The following is a 13334-nucleotide window of genomic DNA, read 5'->3' as shown; positions in this document are numbered from 1 at the left end:
GATCCGGAAGGAGCCCGTCACCGTTGTACCTGGATTCCGCAGTAATCCATGAGCAGCTCGCAAAACATCATATTAGCCCAGGAGAACCAGGGTCTGGTATAATCCGCAGGGTTATCGGCCCTGAAGCTCTCATGCATCAGTCCTGTGCCGGCATCCGTTTCGCTCATAACCTTCAGTAGACGCTCCTTTTCATCCCGCCGATCGTCCGTCAGCCCCTGCATCGCAAGAGCAATATGCCAGACATATTCCTTTGGCGTATGCGGACTGCCAATCCCCTCTGCAGCACTTCCTTGGTAATAATAAGGGTTGTGTTTACTCAAAATAAATCGCCGTGTGTTCTGATAAACAGCAGCATCTGTTCCTCTGTATCCCAGGTAGGAAATCGATAACAAGCTCGGCACGTTGGCGTCATCCATGAGGTTGTGATGGCCGAGTCCATCCGTTTCGTAAGCATAAATCCTGCCGAATTCAGGATGCTCTACAATCCCAAACTGCCGGATGCCCTCGTCAATCTCCATAGCAAGCTTATCGGCTCTGCTGTATAGCGCTTCGTCCTGAAGTACCTCACGTGCGATTTCCTGAACATATCCCAGCACCACAACCGCAAACATATTGGATGGAACCAAGTAGCCGTAATCACAGGCATCATCGCTCGGACGAAATCCCGACCATGTCATACCGGTATAAGCCGTCTCAGCTCCTTTCCCCTCCCGAATTAACGTATCGGTGGGAACGCAATTCTTCCGCTGAAACCGGTAGCTCGATTCTGTCTCATGCCGCTGCTCTGTCGTCCAGAGATCCAAAATCATCTCGGCAGCCTTTTTAAATAATTCATCGAACTGCGAGGTTCGTCCGGTATTTTTCCAAAGCAGATAGCTCAGCTGCAGCGGATAGCAAAGGGAGTCAACCTCATATTTTCTTTCCCAGATCCACGGAGACATCTCCGTTTCATCATCCTGATGGCCATGGCCGTTAGGCCCTTCATTGAAAGCGTTTGCATATGGATCGTGTAAAATGGACCTCAGCTGTCTAATGACCAAACCCTCGATGAGATCTGCTGTTTCCTCATCCTCTGCCGCCAAAACCAGAAAGGGTCTAACCTGTGCTGCCGAATCCCGAAGCCACATGGCGGGAATATCACCTGTAATGACGAAGGTCGTGCCGTCTGACATTCTTTTTAGTGTCGTCCCCCAGGTATTTCGGATAGCATTCCGGAAAATATTCAAAAGATGAGGCGTCTCAACCAGTCTTTCAGACATTCTATCGGACAAATGCCTCAAAGAGATCGGTTCGTGTCCCAATGATTCCATGTGTTGTTCCTCCCGTTTCTATGTAGATAAGAATCATGTATATCACATTCATATACCAGATTTGTTACCGCTTGCATAAACACATTATAATTTCGCTATAATAACATGTCAATATGCTTTTTATAACATTTAAAAATACCAATATAATATTTTAGAATGATTTCACCAGCTTATCTCCATAGCCGACTCGCGCGGATCGGCTTGGGAGGAAGGAGCAGCCACCCGTCAGACGAAGTTTGGAGAGCACAAAAAAAAAGGAATGCCATTCATGCAGAATGACATTCCTTTTTAATAATTTGAACCCTGATTATTTTTTGCGGACCGGGCCTGTCGAGGCTCCGGTGATCAGCTCGGCATCCAGCAAAATTTTATGGGGTACGCTCTCTCCGTTTCTCAGCTTAAGGACATTTTCGAAGGCCAGTCTGCCCATCTCCTCCTGCTTTTGACGCATATGGGTAAACAGAAATCCGCCTGCATAATCCGGGCTGTCGAAGCACACGATCGACAAATCCTCCGGAATCCGCAAACCAGACTCACGTGCGGCTTCATATGCCAGCTGGGCAATGTTGTGCTCCATCGCGAACAGTGCCGTAATCTTGGGATTTTCCCTTAAATGCTTCTTGATGTTCTCCTTTTCCTTTTCCTTATTCTCGGGAACAAAAGCCGTTGGAAGCGTAGCCGTAATATGATCCATCCATAGCCGGCGGTCCACAACGATACCACTTTCAGCATGTGCCTGAATGAATCCCTCGATCCGCTCTTCGATAGCCGTTGTATCCTGCGGAGGGCCTGTCATCAAAGCAATGTGGGTATGCCCGAGTTCAAAAAGATGCTTGATCATCTGCTTGGTTGCCGCTGCATTATTGGTGCTGATCGAACTTGCTGAAACGCCCTTTAAATGACGGTCCAGCAGCACAAACGGATATTGGCTGATGACAAGCTTCAATATTTCGGCATTAAAATACTCTCCCTGCGCAGGGAAAATAATCAGCCCATCGACGCCAAGCTCCAGTAGACCTTGAATGGCCTCCTGTTCATTGGCAGGCACTCCAAGCGATCTTCTAAGGATCAAATAACTGTCATGCTGCCGGGATGCTTCTTCCATTCCATACACAAGGCCGGTGCCGTAGCTGTCGCCAAAGTCCGTCATCACGAGCCCGATCAGCAGCTTTCCATTCTCGCGACGCGGCTTGGTGATTACGCCGGTTGCACTGCCTGGAGAAACATCAGCAGAGCCGAAATGCTCGGAGACAAATGAGCCCCTGCCGGGTTGTCTGACAATATACCCCTCCTGAGTCAGCATTTCCAAAGCCTTTTTGCTGGTAATCCGGCTTACATTATAAGCTTCGCCCAATTCCTTCTCGGAAGGTATCCGCTCGCCGGGTAAGTATTTGCGGGTTGCGATCTGGTCGCGCAGCGCTTCAAAGATTTGCTCATACATCGGTTTTGAAGATGATTCATGCGACATGGGTATAGCCCCCTCCATAAGAAAACATCTAACCCGTCAGGGATAGATGGACCTGATTTATCTTAAACATCTGTAAAAACATTATATAATAATATATCATGTTATACTGTCTTTGTGAATACTTATTCATCTTTGGTTGCGAGCAAAACAAGGATGTCATCGGAACTATTCACGGAAGTCCCTATGAGCTGCTTTTTTCTGAGTCTTTAGTTAACGTCCTGGGATTTGTTGCTAAAAAGAGTATCGAAACCAGGGTATAGGGAGCATACTGATCGATCATCTTGAGAGTTGGGGAAAGGAGAATGGATTCTCCGGGGTAAAAAAACAAAATAAAGAGCGCCCTCGATCCCGAAGACGCCCTTGTCATGGTTTACCCGCCATGCTGCGGATTCAAACCCTTTTTCTGAAAATTTTTCGTGAATGGCTATACTTCTTTCATTTTAAAATACACCCAGCCAAAGATGAAAAAGACGACAAAGCTGCCGAGCACGGTTATCATCAGGTTCTCGAACGGCAAATTTAGTGCACCAAAACCTCCGCCCTCCATTGCGTTGCCGGGTAGGCTAGCCAGCAGCGGCTGTGCCCACGGATAAAAGGGACCAAACGTGGAGGAGTTTGCAACCAGAATATTCGGTATTGTTAACGTAACATTCAGTGCAAGTGGCGCGGCAAAGCTGCTCCACATCATGGACATAGCCAGCTGCAATGCGGCTAACGGGAGGCAAGCGATCCAGCCCCCCAGAATGCTTCGCAGCATGATATCCCATTCTACCGGAGCATGGATTCCTTTAATGAAGCCCACCAGAAATACCGCTACTGCGAGCAGCAGCTGAGTGATCGCCAGCATAACAGCCACGACCGTATACTTGGCAAAATATACGCCTGTACGCGTGACCGGCAGAACGAGAAGCTGCTTCCACCCGCCTCCGCTATGCTCATAACGGCAGATAAAGGCTGCAAATATGCCCGACATAATTGGCATGAACAGCATGGCATGCACCATACTCATGACCATCATCAGCGTGATCCAGGGCATGGACGATCCTCCGACGCTGGAGAGCAGCCCGATCAATACGGCTATGAGCGGACTAATCAGCATGAGGAGAACGATATAGGAGCGCGACATTTTAAGCCGCTCGGAAGATAATACTTTTAAATAGCCGCCCATTTAGTCCACATCCTTTCTGACAAAATGGCCTGTCCCGAACAGGTAGATGACGATGAACAGGATAATTCCCGCCGCCACCGGCATGGCAGGCTTTGCATTGTAAGCGAGAAACGGCCACGCCAAAGGCAGCAGATCCGGATAATTCGCGGAAAACATCGTTGCGATGGCAGCGGTGATGCCGATCATAATCGGCAGGGCTTGGTTTTTGAAAGTTAAAGACAGATACAGCTGCAGCGCCAGCATCGGCAAAGCTCCAAGAAAAGGGAGGAACGACAGCTTCAAAATCTTCAGATACGGAATATGCTCCATGCTGAATCCCAAAGCCAGCCCAAGCCCGATTGTTCCGGCAAACAACAGCACGCAAGCAGCTGTTAACGCAATAACCCCAACCAGATACTTGGATGTAAAGACGGCCGTTCTGGAAATCGGCAGCGCCAGCAGCTGTTTCCATGAATTGTTCAGATGTTCCACGTTCGCAATCTGGGAGGCGATGAGTGTTGCTCCGAGAACAAGGGCAATGGGGACAAAATCGAAAATCTGACTGATCAGACCTCCCCACACATCCTCCTTATATTGGTGCCTTACAAGATAGTCGTAGCGGAGGCCGAAATTCAACGCCTGCAGCGCAACCAGTCCGAGCGAGCCCAGAAGGACCAGAAACCACACACCTTTTCTGCGTATCTTGAGCAGGTCTGCCGACAGCGCTCTAAGGACCATCACTGGAATCCCCCCTGCTCGATCACCTGCATAAAGATATCCTCCAGGGACTGACGTTTCTCTTCCACCCGGTAGATCGCATGGTTGTTATCCACCAGTCTTTTGACGAGCAAAGCCACCTCCGGATCGCTAAGCTGTTCCAGCTTCAGACCACCGTTCTCCAGCTGTCCGGCATAGCCTTGACCCCGTACCAGCAGCAGCGCTTCCTGCGGCTCGGACACCACGAGACGGAAACCGCTGGATGCCTGCTGCTGCAGATTGCTGATCGTATCCTGGAAAACCATTTCCCCTTCACGGATGATGCCAACTGTCCCAGCCATCTGCTCCACTTCGGATAACAGGTGACTTGAGACGAGCACGGTAATACCATGCTGCTTCGGCATGCTGCGGATCAGTTCGCGGATCTCATGAATTCCTTCCGGATCCAGGCCGTTGGTTGGTTCATCCAGAATCAGCAGCTCCGGGTTGCCGAGAAGAGCCGTTGCGATCCCTAGACGCTGCTTCATCCCAAGCGAATAGCCCTTCACCGGACGCTTTGCTTCCTTGGTGAGGGAAACAATGCTCAGCACTTCATCAATGCGCGATTTCGGTACATCCAGGATACGCCGGACCGCCTCGAGATTCTGCACCGCCGTTAAATGGCCGTAGTTCGACGGGTATTCCACCAGCGAGCCGATTTTCCGCAAAATATTCAGCTTATCCTTTTTCAAATCCTTGCCGAACATTTGGATGGAACCCATCGTCGGACGGATCAATCCGAGAAGCATACGAATGGTCGTCGTTTTCCCGGCGCCATTGGGCCCGAGAAAACCGTAGATTTCCCCTCTGGCAATTTCCAGGTTCAAATGGCGCACAGCATAACGCCCGCCATATTTCTTATTTAAATCTCTCGTTTGAATGACAAGTTCACTCACGATTAATCACCTCGGAATTCATGTTAAGCCTCCAAGGTTAAAAGACAGGCAGGCCCAAGTTTAAAATTCGTTTAAACTAAGGGCCTGCCTATGGTCAAACTTTATTCGTAAGCTTCAGTCCCGGTTCGCTGCCGGCTGCCTGGTATATGAGAATGTCAGTGCCTTGGCTCGAACTGCCCACATCCATGACCAGCCCCATTTCCCTCGCCAGAAAACCGACGATCGCAAGTCCGATCCCGGCCCCCTTGTCTCCCGAGGAAGCCTCCATCCCTTGGCCTTTGTCCGAAACGAGGATAGCCGTTTGTCCGCCGGGCAGCGCCCGGGCATGCAGCCCGATATATTGCCCGCTGCGGGCATGCCTGACGGCGTTCTGGAACAAATTATCCAGAATTCTGCGGAACCACTGCGGATCGATGATCCAGAACAGGGGCTCCTCCGGAAGATCGATATCCGCTTCAAAGCCTTCCTTTTCCCAAAGCGGGTACCACGCAGCCGCGCTCTCCCTGACAATGCGGAGCACGTCGCACCGTTCAGGCTCAAGGGTATATTTGCCGCTGGTCAGCAAATTGTAAGACAGCAGATTGTCGATGAGGCCGGACAAATCCCCGAGCTTGGTTTCCGTCAGCTTCAGCAGCTGCCGCCCCTTGTCCGACAGCTGTTCCTTCTGGAGAGAATACACATGGCTGCGAATCACAGTGAGCGGCGTTCTTAGATCATGCGACAGGTTGGCGATGAGCCGCTTACGCAGCTCCTCTTCCTCGCGCTCGCGCCTTTGGCTGCTGCCCAGCCGAACGACCATACCGTTGAAGGCATGTTCCAGTTGGCCGATTTCGTCCGTCTTTTTGATCAGGATCGGATCGGGCAGATTGCTGCCGTCCTGCACCGTCATTGCCGATTGAAGACGAAGCAGCCGTCTGCGCATGTTCACGAAGAACATCCATGAGACCGCGATGAACAGCAGAAACATCAGCAAAATAATGCCGAAGAAAATCATCGTGGTCCGCGCGGACATTTCATAGCCGCCTGTCCTCAGCTCCGATCTCGACACCTGCATCACCATGAACCCTTGTTTCAGCTTTTGATCGTCGCCGATAAACGCGATGACGGAAAACTGCTGCGTTGCTTCCCTGTAGCGTTTCATGTAGGCGACGGCATCCGCGGCTTCCCAGGTTTGGGGAAGCTTGAGCTTGCTCGTCCCGGGCTGCCGTACCCGCGACTTCGCATCCACCCAGAACATGTCCACTTTCGAATAGGCCGCATGGAGCTCGCCAATCCTGGCATCGATCTGTTCCGGCGTGTTCCCCTTCAGCCTTTTGGCTTCCCTATGCCACATATCTTCCAGACGCATGGTTGTGTAGGGATCATTCTTCGCCTCCGGCTCCGGAGAAATATTGCCGACGATTATGCTCTGCACGAATTGATAGCCGACAAGCGAGGCGGGGAACACGACCGGAATGAACAACAGCGCGATGACGATGATGATCAAGTACCTGGAGAGCAGCGAGCCCCGGAAACGGGATTTAGGCAGCTTCTCCTTCTTCATGCCTTCACCCGGTAACCGACGCCGCGAACCGTCTCGATGATTTCCGGATTCGCTGGATCACGCTCCAGCTTCTCTCGCAGATACCGGATATGAACCATCAGCGTCTTGTCTCCGTCCAGATAAGGATCGCCCCATACGCCCTCATAGATCTGCTCTTTAGTCAGAATTTGCCCGAGATGACGGAGCAGATAAGTGAAAATTTGAAACTGCTTGCCTGTTAGCAGAATTTCCTCGCCATTATCATTGTTCACGATCCGGTTCTCCCGTTCATACACGAGCAGATGTTTTAGCACAAGCGGTTCCGTGGAATAGGATCCGGAGCGGCGCAGCAGCACCTCGATCCTGGCCGCAAGCTCATCCGGATGAAACGGCTTGGTCAAATAATCGTCAGCGAACTGAAGCCCCTCCAGCTTATCGTCTATGGAGGTTCTGGCGGACAACATCAGGATCGGCAAATCGGGATAGGCCTTCTTAAGCCGCTGTCCGACCGTGAATCCATCCAGTCCCGGCAGCATCACATCCAGAATGACCAAGCGGCATCCTGCTGCCTGTTCCACAGCCCGCTCCCCATTTTGAAGCCAAGTCACCTCATAGCCCCGTCCACCTAAATCTTCATTCACCCATGCGCCGATTTCGGCGTCATCTTCGATATATAACAAATGGATCCCCACTATATTTCCATCCTCTCTAATATCCCAGGCCTTCTTTTTTCCGGGTTGTATGCCCAATAAAATCATGGTATATTCTACATGTCAGGAAGCGCAAATGCTGTCGCACCGACACTATCAATTTAAAGGCTATGCTACCTTAAAATCAAGGTACAACCTCGAAGACTCAATATGAGTCCCAGGGTTGTACCTTTTTTATATATATCGGGGAACGATGCGACCCCGAAGGAGGCGCAGTCGTTTCTGTCAAATCAAGGAGGAAAATCTATGTTGCTTGAAGCCGTGTATCACCGTCCCAAACTGAACTGGTGTTATGCCTATGACGGGCGCACCATCCATCTCAGGATCCGCACGAAGCGGAATGATGTAACCGCTGTATCGGCCTTGGCTGGTGACAAGTATATCTGGGATCAGTCCAAGGCCTATGTGCCGATGAATAAGCTGGCATCCGACGAGCTGTTCGATTACTGGGAATGCGAAATTGTCCCGGAATACCGGAGATTGAAGTATGGATTCTTGCTGGAGAGCGGACAAGAGAAATTCTGGATGACAGAATATGATTTCTTGAAGCAGCCTCCCGCCAATCCGGACCGGCTGTTCGAATATCCCTTCATTAATCCGGTCGATGTGTTCCAGACGCCTTCGTGGGTAAAGGATGCGGTATTTTATCAAATTTTCCCGGAACGCTTCGCCAACGGGGACCCGTCCAATGATCCTAAGGGCACTCTGCCATGGGGTGGCACACCTGAGCGCGACAACTTCTTTGGAGGCGATATTCAAGGCGTCATCGATCATATCGACCATTTATCGAAGCTTGGAGTCAATGCCATTTATTTTACGCCGCTCTTTACGGCGACAACCAATCATAAGTACGATACCGAGGACTACCTGCAGATCGACCCGCAGTTTGGGGATATCGACACGCTGAAAAGGCTGGTCAACATCTGTCATGAACGCGGAATACGCGTACTGCTGGACGCCGTGTTCAACCATTCCGGCAGAACGTTCGCTCCGTTTGTGGATCTGCAGAAAAACGGGGAGAACTCCCGCTACAAGGACTGGTTCTATATTCGCGAATTCCCGATCGCCGTCAAAGATGGGGTTCCGACCTATGATACTTTCGCCTTCGAACCGCTGATGCCGAAGCTGAACACGGATCATCCGGAAGTAAAAGAATATTTGCTAAAAGCCGCTGCCTATTGGATCGAGGAAGCCGATATCGACGGCTGGCGCCTGGATGTCGCCAACGAGGTCGATCATGAATTCTGGCGCGAATTCCGCCGCGTGGTGAAAAAGCTCAAACCGGACGCCTACATTCTCGGCGAAATCTGGCATGAATCCTCTCCGTGGCTGATGGGTGACCAATTTGATGCGGTGATGAATTATCCGTTCACCAATGCGGTGCTGGACTTTTTCGTCGATGGGATCGGTGATGCGAAGGATTTTGCCAACGCCATTGGCAAACAGTTCTCACGGTATCCCCGTCAAGCGAATGAAGTCGCCTTTAACCTCCTGGACAGTCATGATACAGCCAGACTTCTGACCAAATGCGACGGAAACAAGGACAAAATGAAGCTTGCTGCCTTGTTCCAGTTCACCTATACGGGCACCCCCTGCATCTACTACGGGGATGAAATCGGCATGACCGGCGGACATGACCCCGATTGCCGCAAATGTATGGAATGGGATGAAGAAAAGCAGGACCTTGAGCTTTTTGCCTTCTATCAGGATCTGATCGCCGTGCGTCTGAAGTATCGTGCCCTCCGTACCGGCAAATTAACTTTCCTCTCTGCCGAAGCGGACAGCACCTCGCTGGTCTATACACGAGAGGATGAGAATAATCTTTTCGTCATTATGATGAATAACAGCGAGCTGCCTGCCGAGATTGAAGTTCCAGTCAAAGAGAGCCGCTGGGAAAATATTCATACAGGGGAAACCGCCGTTTTGAAGAGCAACAAGCTGGCAGCCCAGCTACCTGCCTACGGATGCGTAATGTTCAGAGCAGCTAAATCATAGAATAAACGACGCTCTTTAAAAATCAATCTACACGCCTGTTTCTAAAGCATAGAAGCCCCTGGTCCTTTAATGGACCGGGAGCTTCTTTTTTATTCATAACATAAATGATTTATCACACAAAATTCCGTGCATCGTTGTTGCGTCCAAATTTATACGTCGCGAGCAGGAAGAATACGACCGCAAAAGCCAACAAAATCACAATATTAAAACCGATACTGTACAAGGCCTCGCCTGCTTGCAGCTTTCCGAGTGACTCCAGCACCCAGTTTTGGGGCATAAAATCGGATAACTTGCGAAGGGCTTCCGGCATAATACTTCTTGGGAAAAAGCATCCGGAAATCAGACAGGTTGGCGTTACAATCAGATTCTGCAATGCTCCTGCAGCAGCCGTGCTCTTAGAGAAAGAAACGATGGCCAGCGAGATACTGACGGAGACCAAGGCAAACAATCCAAGGATAAAGACCATTTCTCCCACCGGAATGCCTGCATCGATGCGGAACACCACCTTCATAAAGAACAATGCAACGGTTATTTGTATTATCATTACGATTAAATTGACGATCACATTCGATAATACGTAGGTTCTGGAGCTGATCGGTGAGGTGAGTATACGGAAATACGTCCGGTTTTCCCGATTCTTCAGGATCAGCTGTGATAGATTCACCGCTGAAGTCATCATGAACATGATCAGAAATCCGATAGATTGGTATGACATTTGCTGGCCCGAGGACTTATCATTGACGGATTCCGCCGTCAGCTTGAACTGCCCCGCCTGATAAGTTTCATTAAGCTGTTGGAACTTGCCGGTGTCACCGGCTGCAATGGAGCCCATCGCCGTGACGTTATCAATATAGCCATACAGCATGGATTTGATATAAGCCGTAACCTGGGCACCCTTCACGGACTCGATGCTGATGTGTTCCGCTTTGCCCTTCAGTACGCTGCTGGAGTAACCCGCATCAAGAATGATCCCCGTATCCAGCTTACTCGCGGCAATGCCCTTCTTCAAATCTTCCTTCGTCGTATTCACAAGCTTCACATGGCTTAATCCCTGTACAAACCTGATCGTATCTGCCGCAATCACCTGATTGCCATCCTCATTGACAACTCCAACCCGCAGATCGGGCGTACTTTGTGATCCATACAGCATCGAGGCAACAAGCACGCCGACGATCGGGAGTCCGAAATATAGCAGCAGATTTCCGCGCTTACGGAAAGTCGTCAGTATGGTCATCCGAACCAGAAACCAAATATCATTCCACATGTTAAATCCCCTCCTTGCGATGCATCATCATAGCCGCTGCCCCAAGGAACAGCACGGCCAGACCCATATTCAGCAGCATTACAGGCAAAGCAGCCGTCAACGCGTTATTGTACACAATTTCTGTTAATGCCTGATTTCCCCAGCGGATCGGGGACAGATTCGTAACGCTTCCGAGAAATCCGCCCGTATCGTCTCCCATCGGGAAATAGGCTCCGCCAAGGAAGGACGCCAGCTGCACGATAATCATGACGATCCCGCCGGAGGGCTCGCCTTTCATCATATAGCTGATGAATAATCCCAAGCTGATTGACATGATGACCTCTGTGAGCAGAATCAGAAAGATTAACGGGAGATGATTGCCCCAGTAAGCTTTAAATACATATTTACTGAACATGACGATGACAAAGACACACAGCATATTAAGGACAACGCTACCCAGGACTTTCCCCATGAAGATTTCACTTTTCCTTACAGGTGCCGCGGCAAGCCTTGCTGCCGTTCCATGCACAATCTCAGAGCGGATCAGCGAACCGCCAGTCATCGCGCCCCACATACCGATCATGACCGTCATCGCAATGGCATAGTAATCAATGGATCCTGGCTGCCGGTCTGCATTAATCGCTGTATCTTTGATGTAATCCGTTTGATGGGTGGCTGCAATAATGAGCTCTGCTTTGGCGGGGTCCTGCTGCTCCACCGCTGCAGCCGCATTATATTTATCGGCGAAGGAGCTCAGCATCCCTTGAACGATATTGCTTTCAATGGGGCTGCGGCTGCTTCCGTAAAGATGGATGCCGCTGTCGCTCACCTCAATGTAATCGGCATAACGGTTCTGCTCCACTTCCTCCCGGCCATTGACGCCTGCCTTCAGGTCGTCAAACGTGATGCCTGACTGGCCGCTAACTCCTTTGGCAAAAGCCGTATACGCTTCAGACAGCTGCCCTGTGCTCGTATTCTTCACAAGCACCTTCAGGTTATCTACGCTGACATCGCCGTTAAATACATTCGTTAGCGCAAACCCCAAAATCAGCATCAGCAAAATTGGAAATGCGAGCAAAAATATCATCGTACGGAAGTCCCGGAAATCATGTTTCATTTCCTTCCATGCTATTGATAAAGTGTTCATAGGTATCTCCTCTCCCGGGTTCCTAATCCCGTAAATTTCTGCCTGTGAGCGTCAGGAATACAGTCTCCAGATTGGGAGCCTGCTCTTCAACAGCCCGGATTTCCATCCCGCTGTCGATCAGCTGCTTCAGAATCCGATTCAGATTATCTACCGCAGCATCACTCTGGATTCGGACCATATTATCATCCTGCTGCACGCTGAGCACCCGAATGCCAGGAATCGATTTTAATTGTTCAAGGTCCAGAGCATCCAGCGATTTCAGCTCGATACGGATATCTTTGACATCCGTAATGGTCGCCTTTAACTGCTCTTTGGTCCCTTCGGCAATAATCTTGCCATGATCCACGATGGCGATGCGGGAGCATATCTCCTCTACTTCCTCCATGTAGTGACTTGTATAAATAATGGTACATCCGGAATCATTAAGCTTCCGTACTGAAGTCAGAATGTAATTGCGGGACTGGGGATCAATACCTACCGTTGGTTCATCCATGATGATCAGCTTTGGCTTGTGGGCGATGGCGCAGGCAATATTCAGACGACGTTTCATGCCACCGGAGAAATTTTTCGGAAAGCTCTTGGCCTTATCGCTTAGTCCCACAAATTCCAGTGCCTCCTGCACCCGCTCCTTCAGGTCATTCCCGCGCAGTCCATACAATCCGGCAAAAAAGCTGACATTTTCAAATGCCGTCATATCCTCATAAATCGCCAGATCCTGTGGTACAATCCCGAGATTCATTTTGGCAAAACGGGTCTGTTTTGTAGCGTCGCGATCCAGGATGCGGATTTCTCCGCCGCTTGGCCGCAGCAGGGATGAGATCATGTTAATGGTGGTGCTTTTGCCTGCGCCATTGGATCCGAGGAAACCGAATATCTCTCCTTCCCGGATTTGTAATGACATGTTATCGACGGCGATAAAATCACCAAATTTTTTAGTAAGGCCTCGCAGCTCCAGTACGTTCATGTTCCGTTCACTCCCATTCATTTTCTTTGTTAATGCCATATCTTCAATGCCAGACCGCTTTTAGATGTGGATTTTCTTTGGATATAAGGATGCGGTTGCTCTGTGGTCATTTCATGCTTATATCATAAGAATCTCTTTATCGATGCAGCCTCACAGATGCCAGACCGCTTCTAGTG

General features: G+C 50.1%; 12 protein-coding genes. 2 read left to right on the top strand and 10 right to left on the bottom strand.

Going from position 1 to position 13334, the window contains the following annotated elements; translation table 11 throughout:
* Nucleotides 1-17: 17 nt before the first annotated feature.
* The gene (locus tag E6W40_RS23215; protein WP_136607927.1) at nucleotides 18-1310 is read right to left on the bottom strand and encodes a glycoside hydrolase family 125 protein; all 1293 of its coding nucleotides are present in this window, start codon (nucleotides 1308-1310) and stop codon (nucleotides 18-20) included.
* 307 nt (nucleotides 1311-1617) lie between these two features.
* Nucleotides 1618-2778: a GntR family transcriptional regulator gene (locus E6W40_RS23210; RefSeq protein ID WP_136607926.1), complete on the bottom strand. Its 1161-nt coding sequence runs from the start codon at nucleotides 2776-2778 to the stop codon at nucleotides 1618-1620.
* Nucleotides 2779-3034: 256 nt separating this feature from the next.
* Here E6W40_RS23210 and E6W40_RS30555 point away from each other — a divergent pair, with 256 nt between their 5' ends.
* Complete coding sequence (locus E6W40_RS30555) at nucleotides 3035-3301, top strand: hypothetical protein (protein WP_425464958.1); 267 nt, start codon at nucleotides 3035-3037, stop codon at nucleotides 3299-3301.
* Here E6W40_RS30555 and E6W40_RS23200 read toward each other — a convergent pair.
* The 5 genes from E6W40_RS23200 to E6W40_RS23180 form a co-directional block, all read right to left on the bottom strand.
* Complete coding sequence (locus E6W40_RS23200; RefSeq protein ID WP_136607925.1) at nucleotides 3203-3946, bottom strand: ABC transporter permease; 744 nt, start codon at nucleotides 3944-3946, stop codon at nucleotides 3203-3205. The genes E6W40_RS30555 and E6W40_RS23200 overlap by 99 nt on opposite strands.
* A complete protein-coding gene (locus tag E6W40_RS23195; protein WP_136608213.1) occupies nucleotides 3947-4663 on the bottom strand; it encodes an ABC transporter permease in 717 nt (238 codons plus the stop codon).
* Nucleotides 4663-5577 carry an ABC transporter ATP-binding protein gene (locus tag E6W40_RS23190; protein WP_136607924.1) on the bottom strand — a complete coding sequence of 305 codons (915 nt, stop codon included), beginning with the start codon at nucleotides 5575-5577 and terminating at the stop codon, nucleotides 4663-4665. Before E6W40_RS23190 ends, E6W40_RS23195 begins: the two co-directional genes overlap by 1 nt.
* A gap of 94 nt (nucleotides 5578-5671) precedes the next feature.
* Nucleotides 5672-7120 (bottom strand): sensor histidine kinase, encoded by a 1449-nt coding sequence (locus E6W40_RS23185; RefSeq protein WP_136607923.1) that lies wholly within the window; start codon nucleotides 7118-7120, stop codon nucleotides 5672-5674.
* Nucleotides 7117-7791: a response regulator transcription factor gene (locus E6W40_RS23180; RefSeq protein ID WP_136607922.1), complete on the bottom strand. Its 675-nt coding sequence runs from the start codon at nucleotides 7789-7791 to the stop codon at nucleotides 7117-7119. The genes E6W40_RS23185 and E6W40_RS23180 overlap by 4 nt, the downstream gene beginning before the upstream one ends.
* A gap of 264 nt (nucleotides 7792-8055) precedes the next feature.
* Between E6W40_RS23180 and E6W40_RS23175 the strand changes: the two genes are divergently transcribed.
* On the top strand, nucleotides 8056-9804 hold the full coding sequence (locus E6W40_RS23175; RefSeq protein WP_136607921.1) for an alpha-glycosidase: 1749 nt from the start codon (nucleotides 8056-8058) through the stop codon (nucleotides 9802-9804).
* Between the two features lie 112 nt (nucleotides 9805-9916).
* Here E6W40_RS23175 and E6W40_RS23170 read toward each other — a convergent pair whose 3' ends face one another.
* From E6W40_RS23170 to E6W40_RS23160, 3 genes are read right to left on the bottom strand one after another with little or no spacing between them, the layout of a single operon-like run.
* Entirely contained in the window at nucleotides 9917-11068 is a 1152-nt protein-coding gene (locus E6W40_RS23170) for an ABC transporter permease (RefSeq protein ID WP_136607920.1), read from the bottom strand.
* A gap of 1 nt (nucleotide 11069) precedes the next feature.
* On the bottom strand, nucleotides 11070-12194 hold the full coding sequence (locus tag E6W40_RS23165) for an ABC transporter permease (RefSeq protein ID WP_136607919.1): 1125 nt from the start codon (nucleotides 12192-12194) through the stop codon (nucleotides 11070-11072).
* A gap of 22 nt (nucleotides 12195-12216) precedes the next feature.
* Nucleotides 12217-13158, bottom strand: coding sequence for an ABC transporter ATP-binding protein (locus E6W40_RS23160; RefSeq protein WP_136607918.1), 942 nt, complete (start codon nucleotides 13156-13158; stop codon nucleotides 12217-12219).
* Nucleotides 13159-13334 lie beyond the last annotated feature (176 nt).

It is taken from the genome of Paenibacillus dokdonensis, from assembly GCF_004916975.1.
GTDB lineage: Bacteria > Bacillota > Bacilli > Paenibacillales > Paenibacillaceae > Paenibacillus_AQ > Paenibacillus_AQ dokdonensis.
Note: the sequence above shows the minus strand (reverse complement) of the source record. Positions and strands in the feature narration are given on the sequence as shown.

Coding starts and splice junctions, on each gene's coding strand:
- E6W40_RS23215 (WP_136607927.1), bottom strand. CDS start 1,310: ATGGAATCATTGGGACACGAACCGATCTCTTTGAGGCATTTGTCCGAT.
- E6W40_RS23210 (WP_136607926.1), bottom strand. CDS start 2,778: ATGTCGCATGAATCATCTTCAAAACCGATGTATGAGCAAATCTTTGAA.
- E6W40_RS23200 (WP_136607925.1), bottom strand. CDS start 3,946: ATGGGCGGCTATTTAAAAGTATTATCTTCCGAGCGGCTTAAAATGTCG.
- E6W40_RS23195 (WP_136608213.1), bottom strand. CDS start 4,663: ATGGTCCTTAGAGCGCTGTCGGCAGACCTGCTCAAGATACGCAGAAAA.
- E6W40_RS23185 (WP_136607923.1), bottom strand. CDS start 7,120: ATGAAGAAGGAGAAGCTGCCTAAATCCCGTTTCCGGGGCTCGCTGCTC.
- E6W40_RS23175 (WP_136607921.1), top strand. CDS start 8,056: ATGTTGCTTGAAGCCGTGTATCACCGTCCCAAACTGAACTGGTGTTAT.
- E6W40_RS23170 (WP_136607920.1), bottom strand. CDS start 11,068: ATGTGGAATGATATTTGGTTTCTGGTTCGGATGACCATACTGACGACT.
- E6W40_RS23165 (WP_136607919.1), bottom strand. CDS start 12,194: ATGAACACTTTATCAATAGCATGGAAGGAAATGAAACATGATTTCCGG.
- E6W40_RS23160 (WP_136607918.1), bottom strand. CDS start 13,158: ATGAACGTACTGGAGCTGCGAGGCCTTACTAAAAAATTTGGTGATTTT.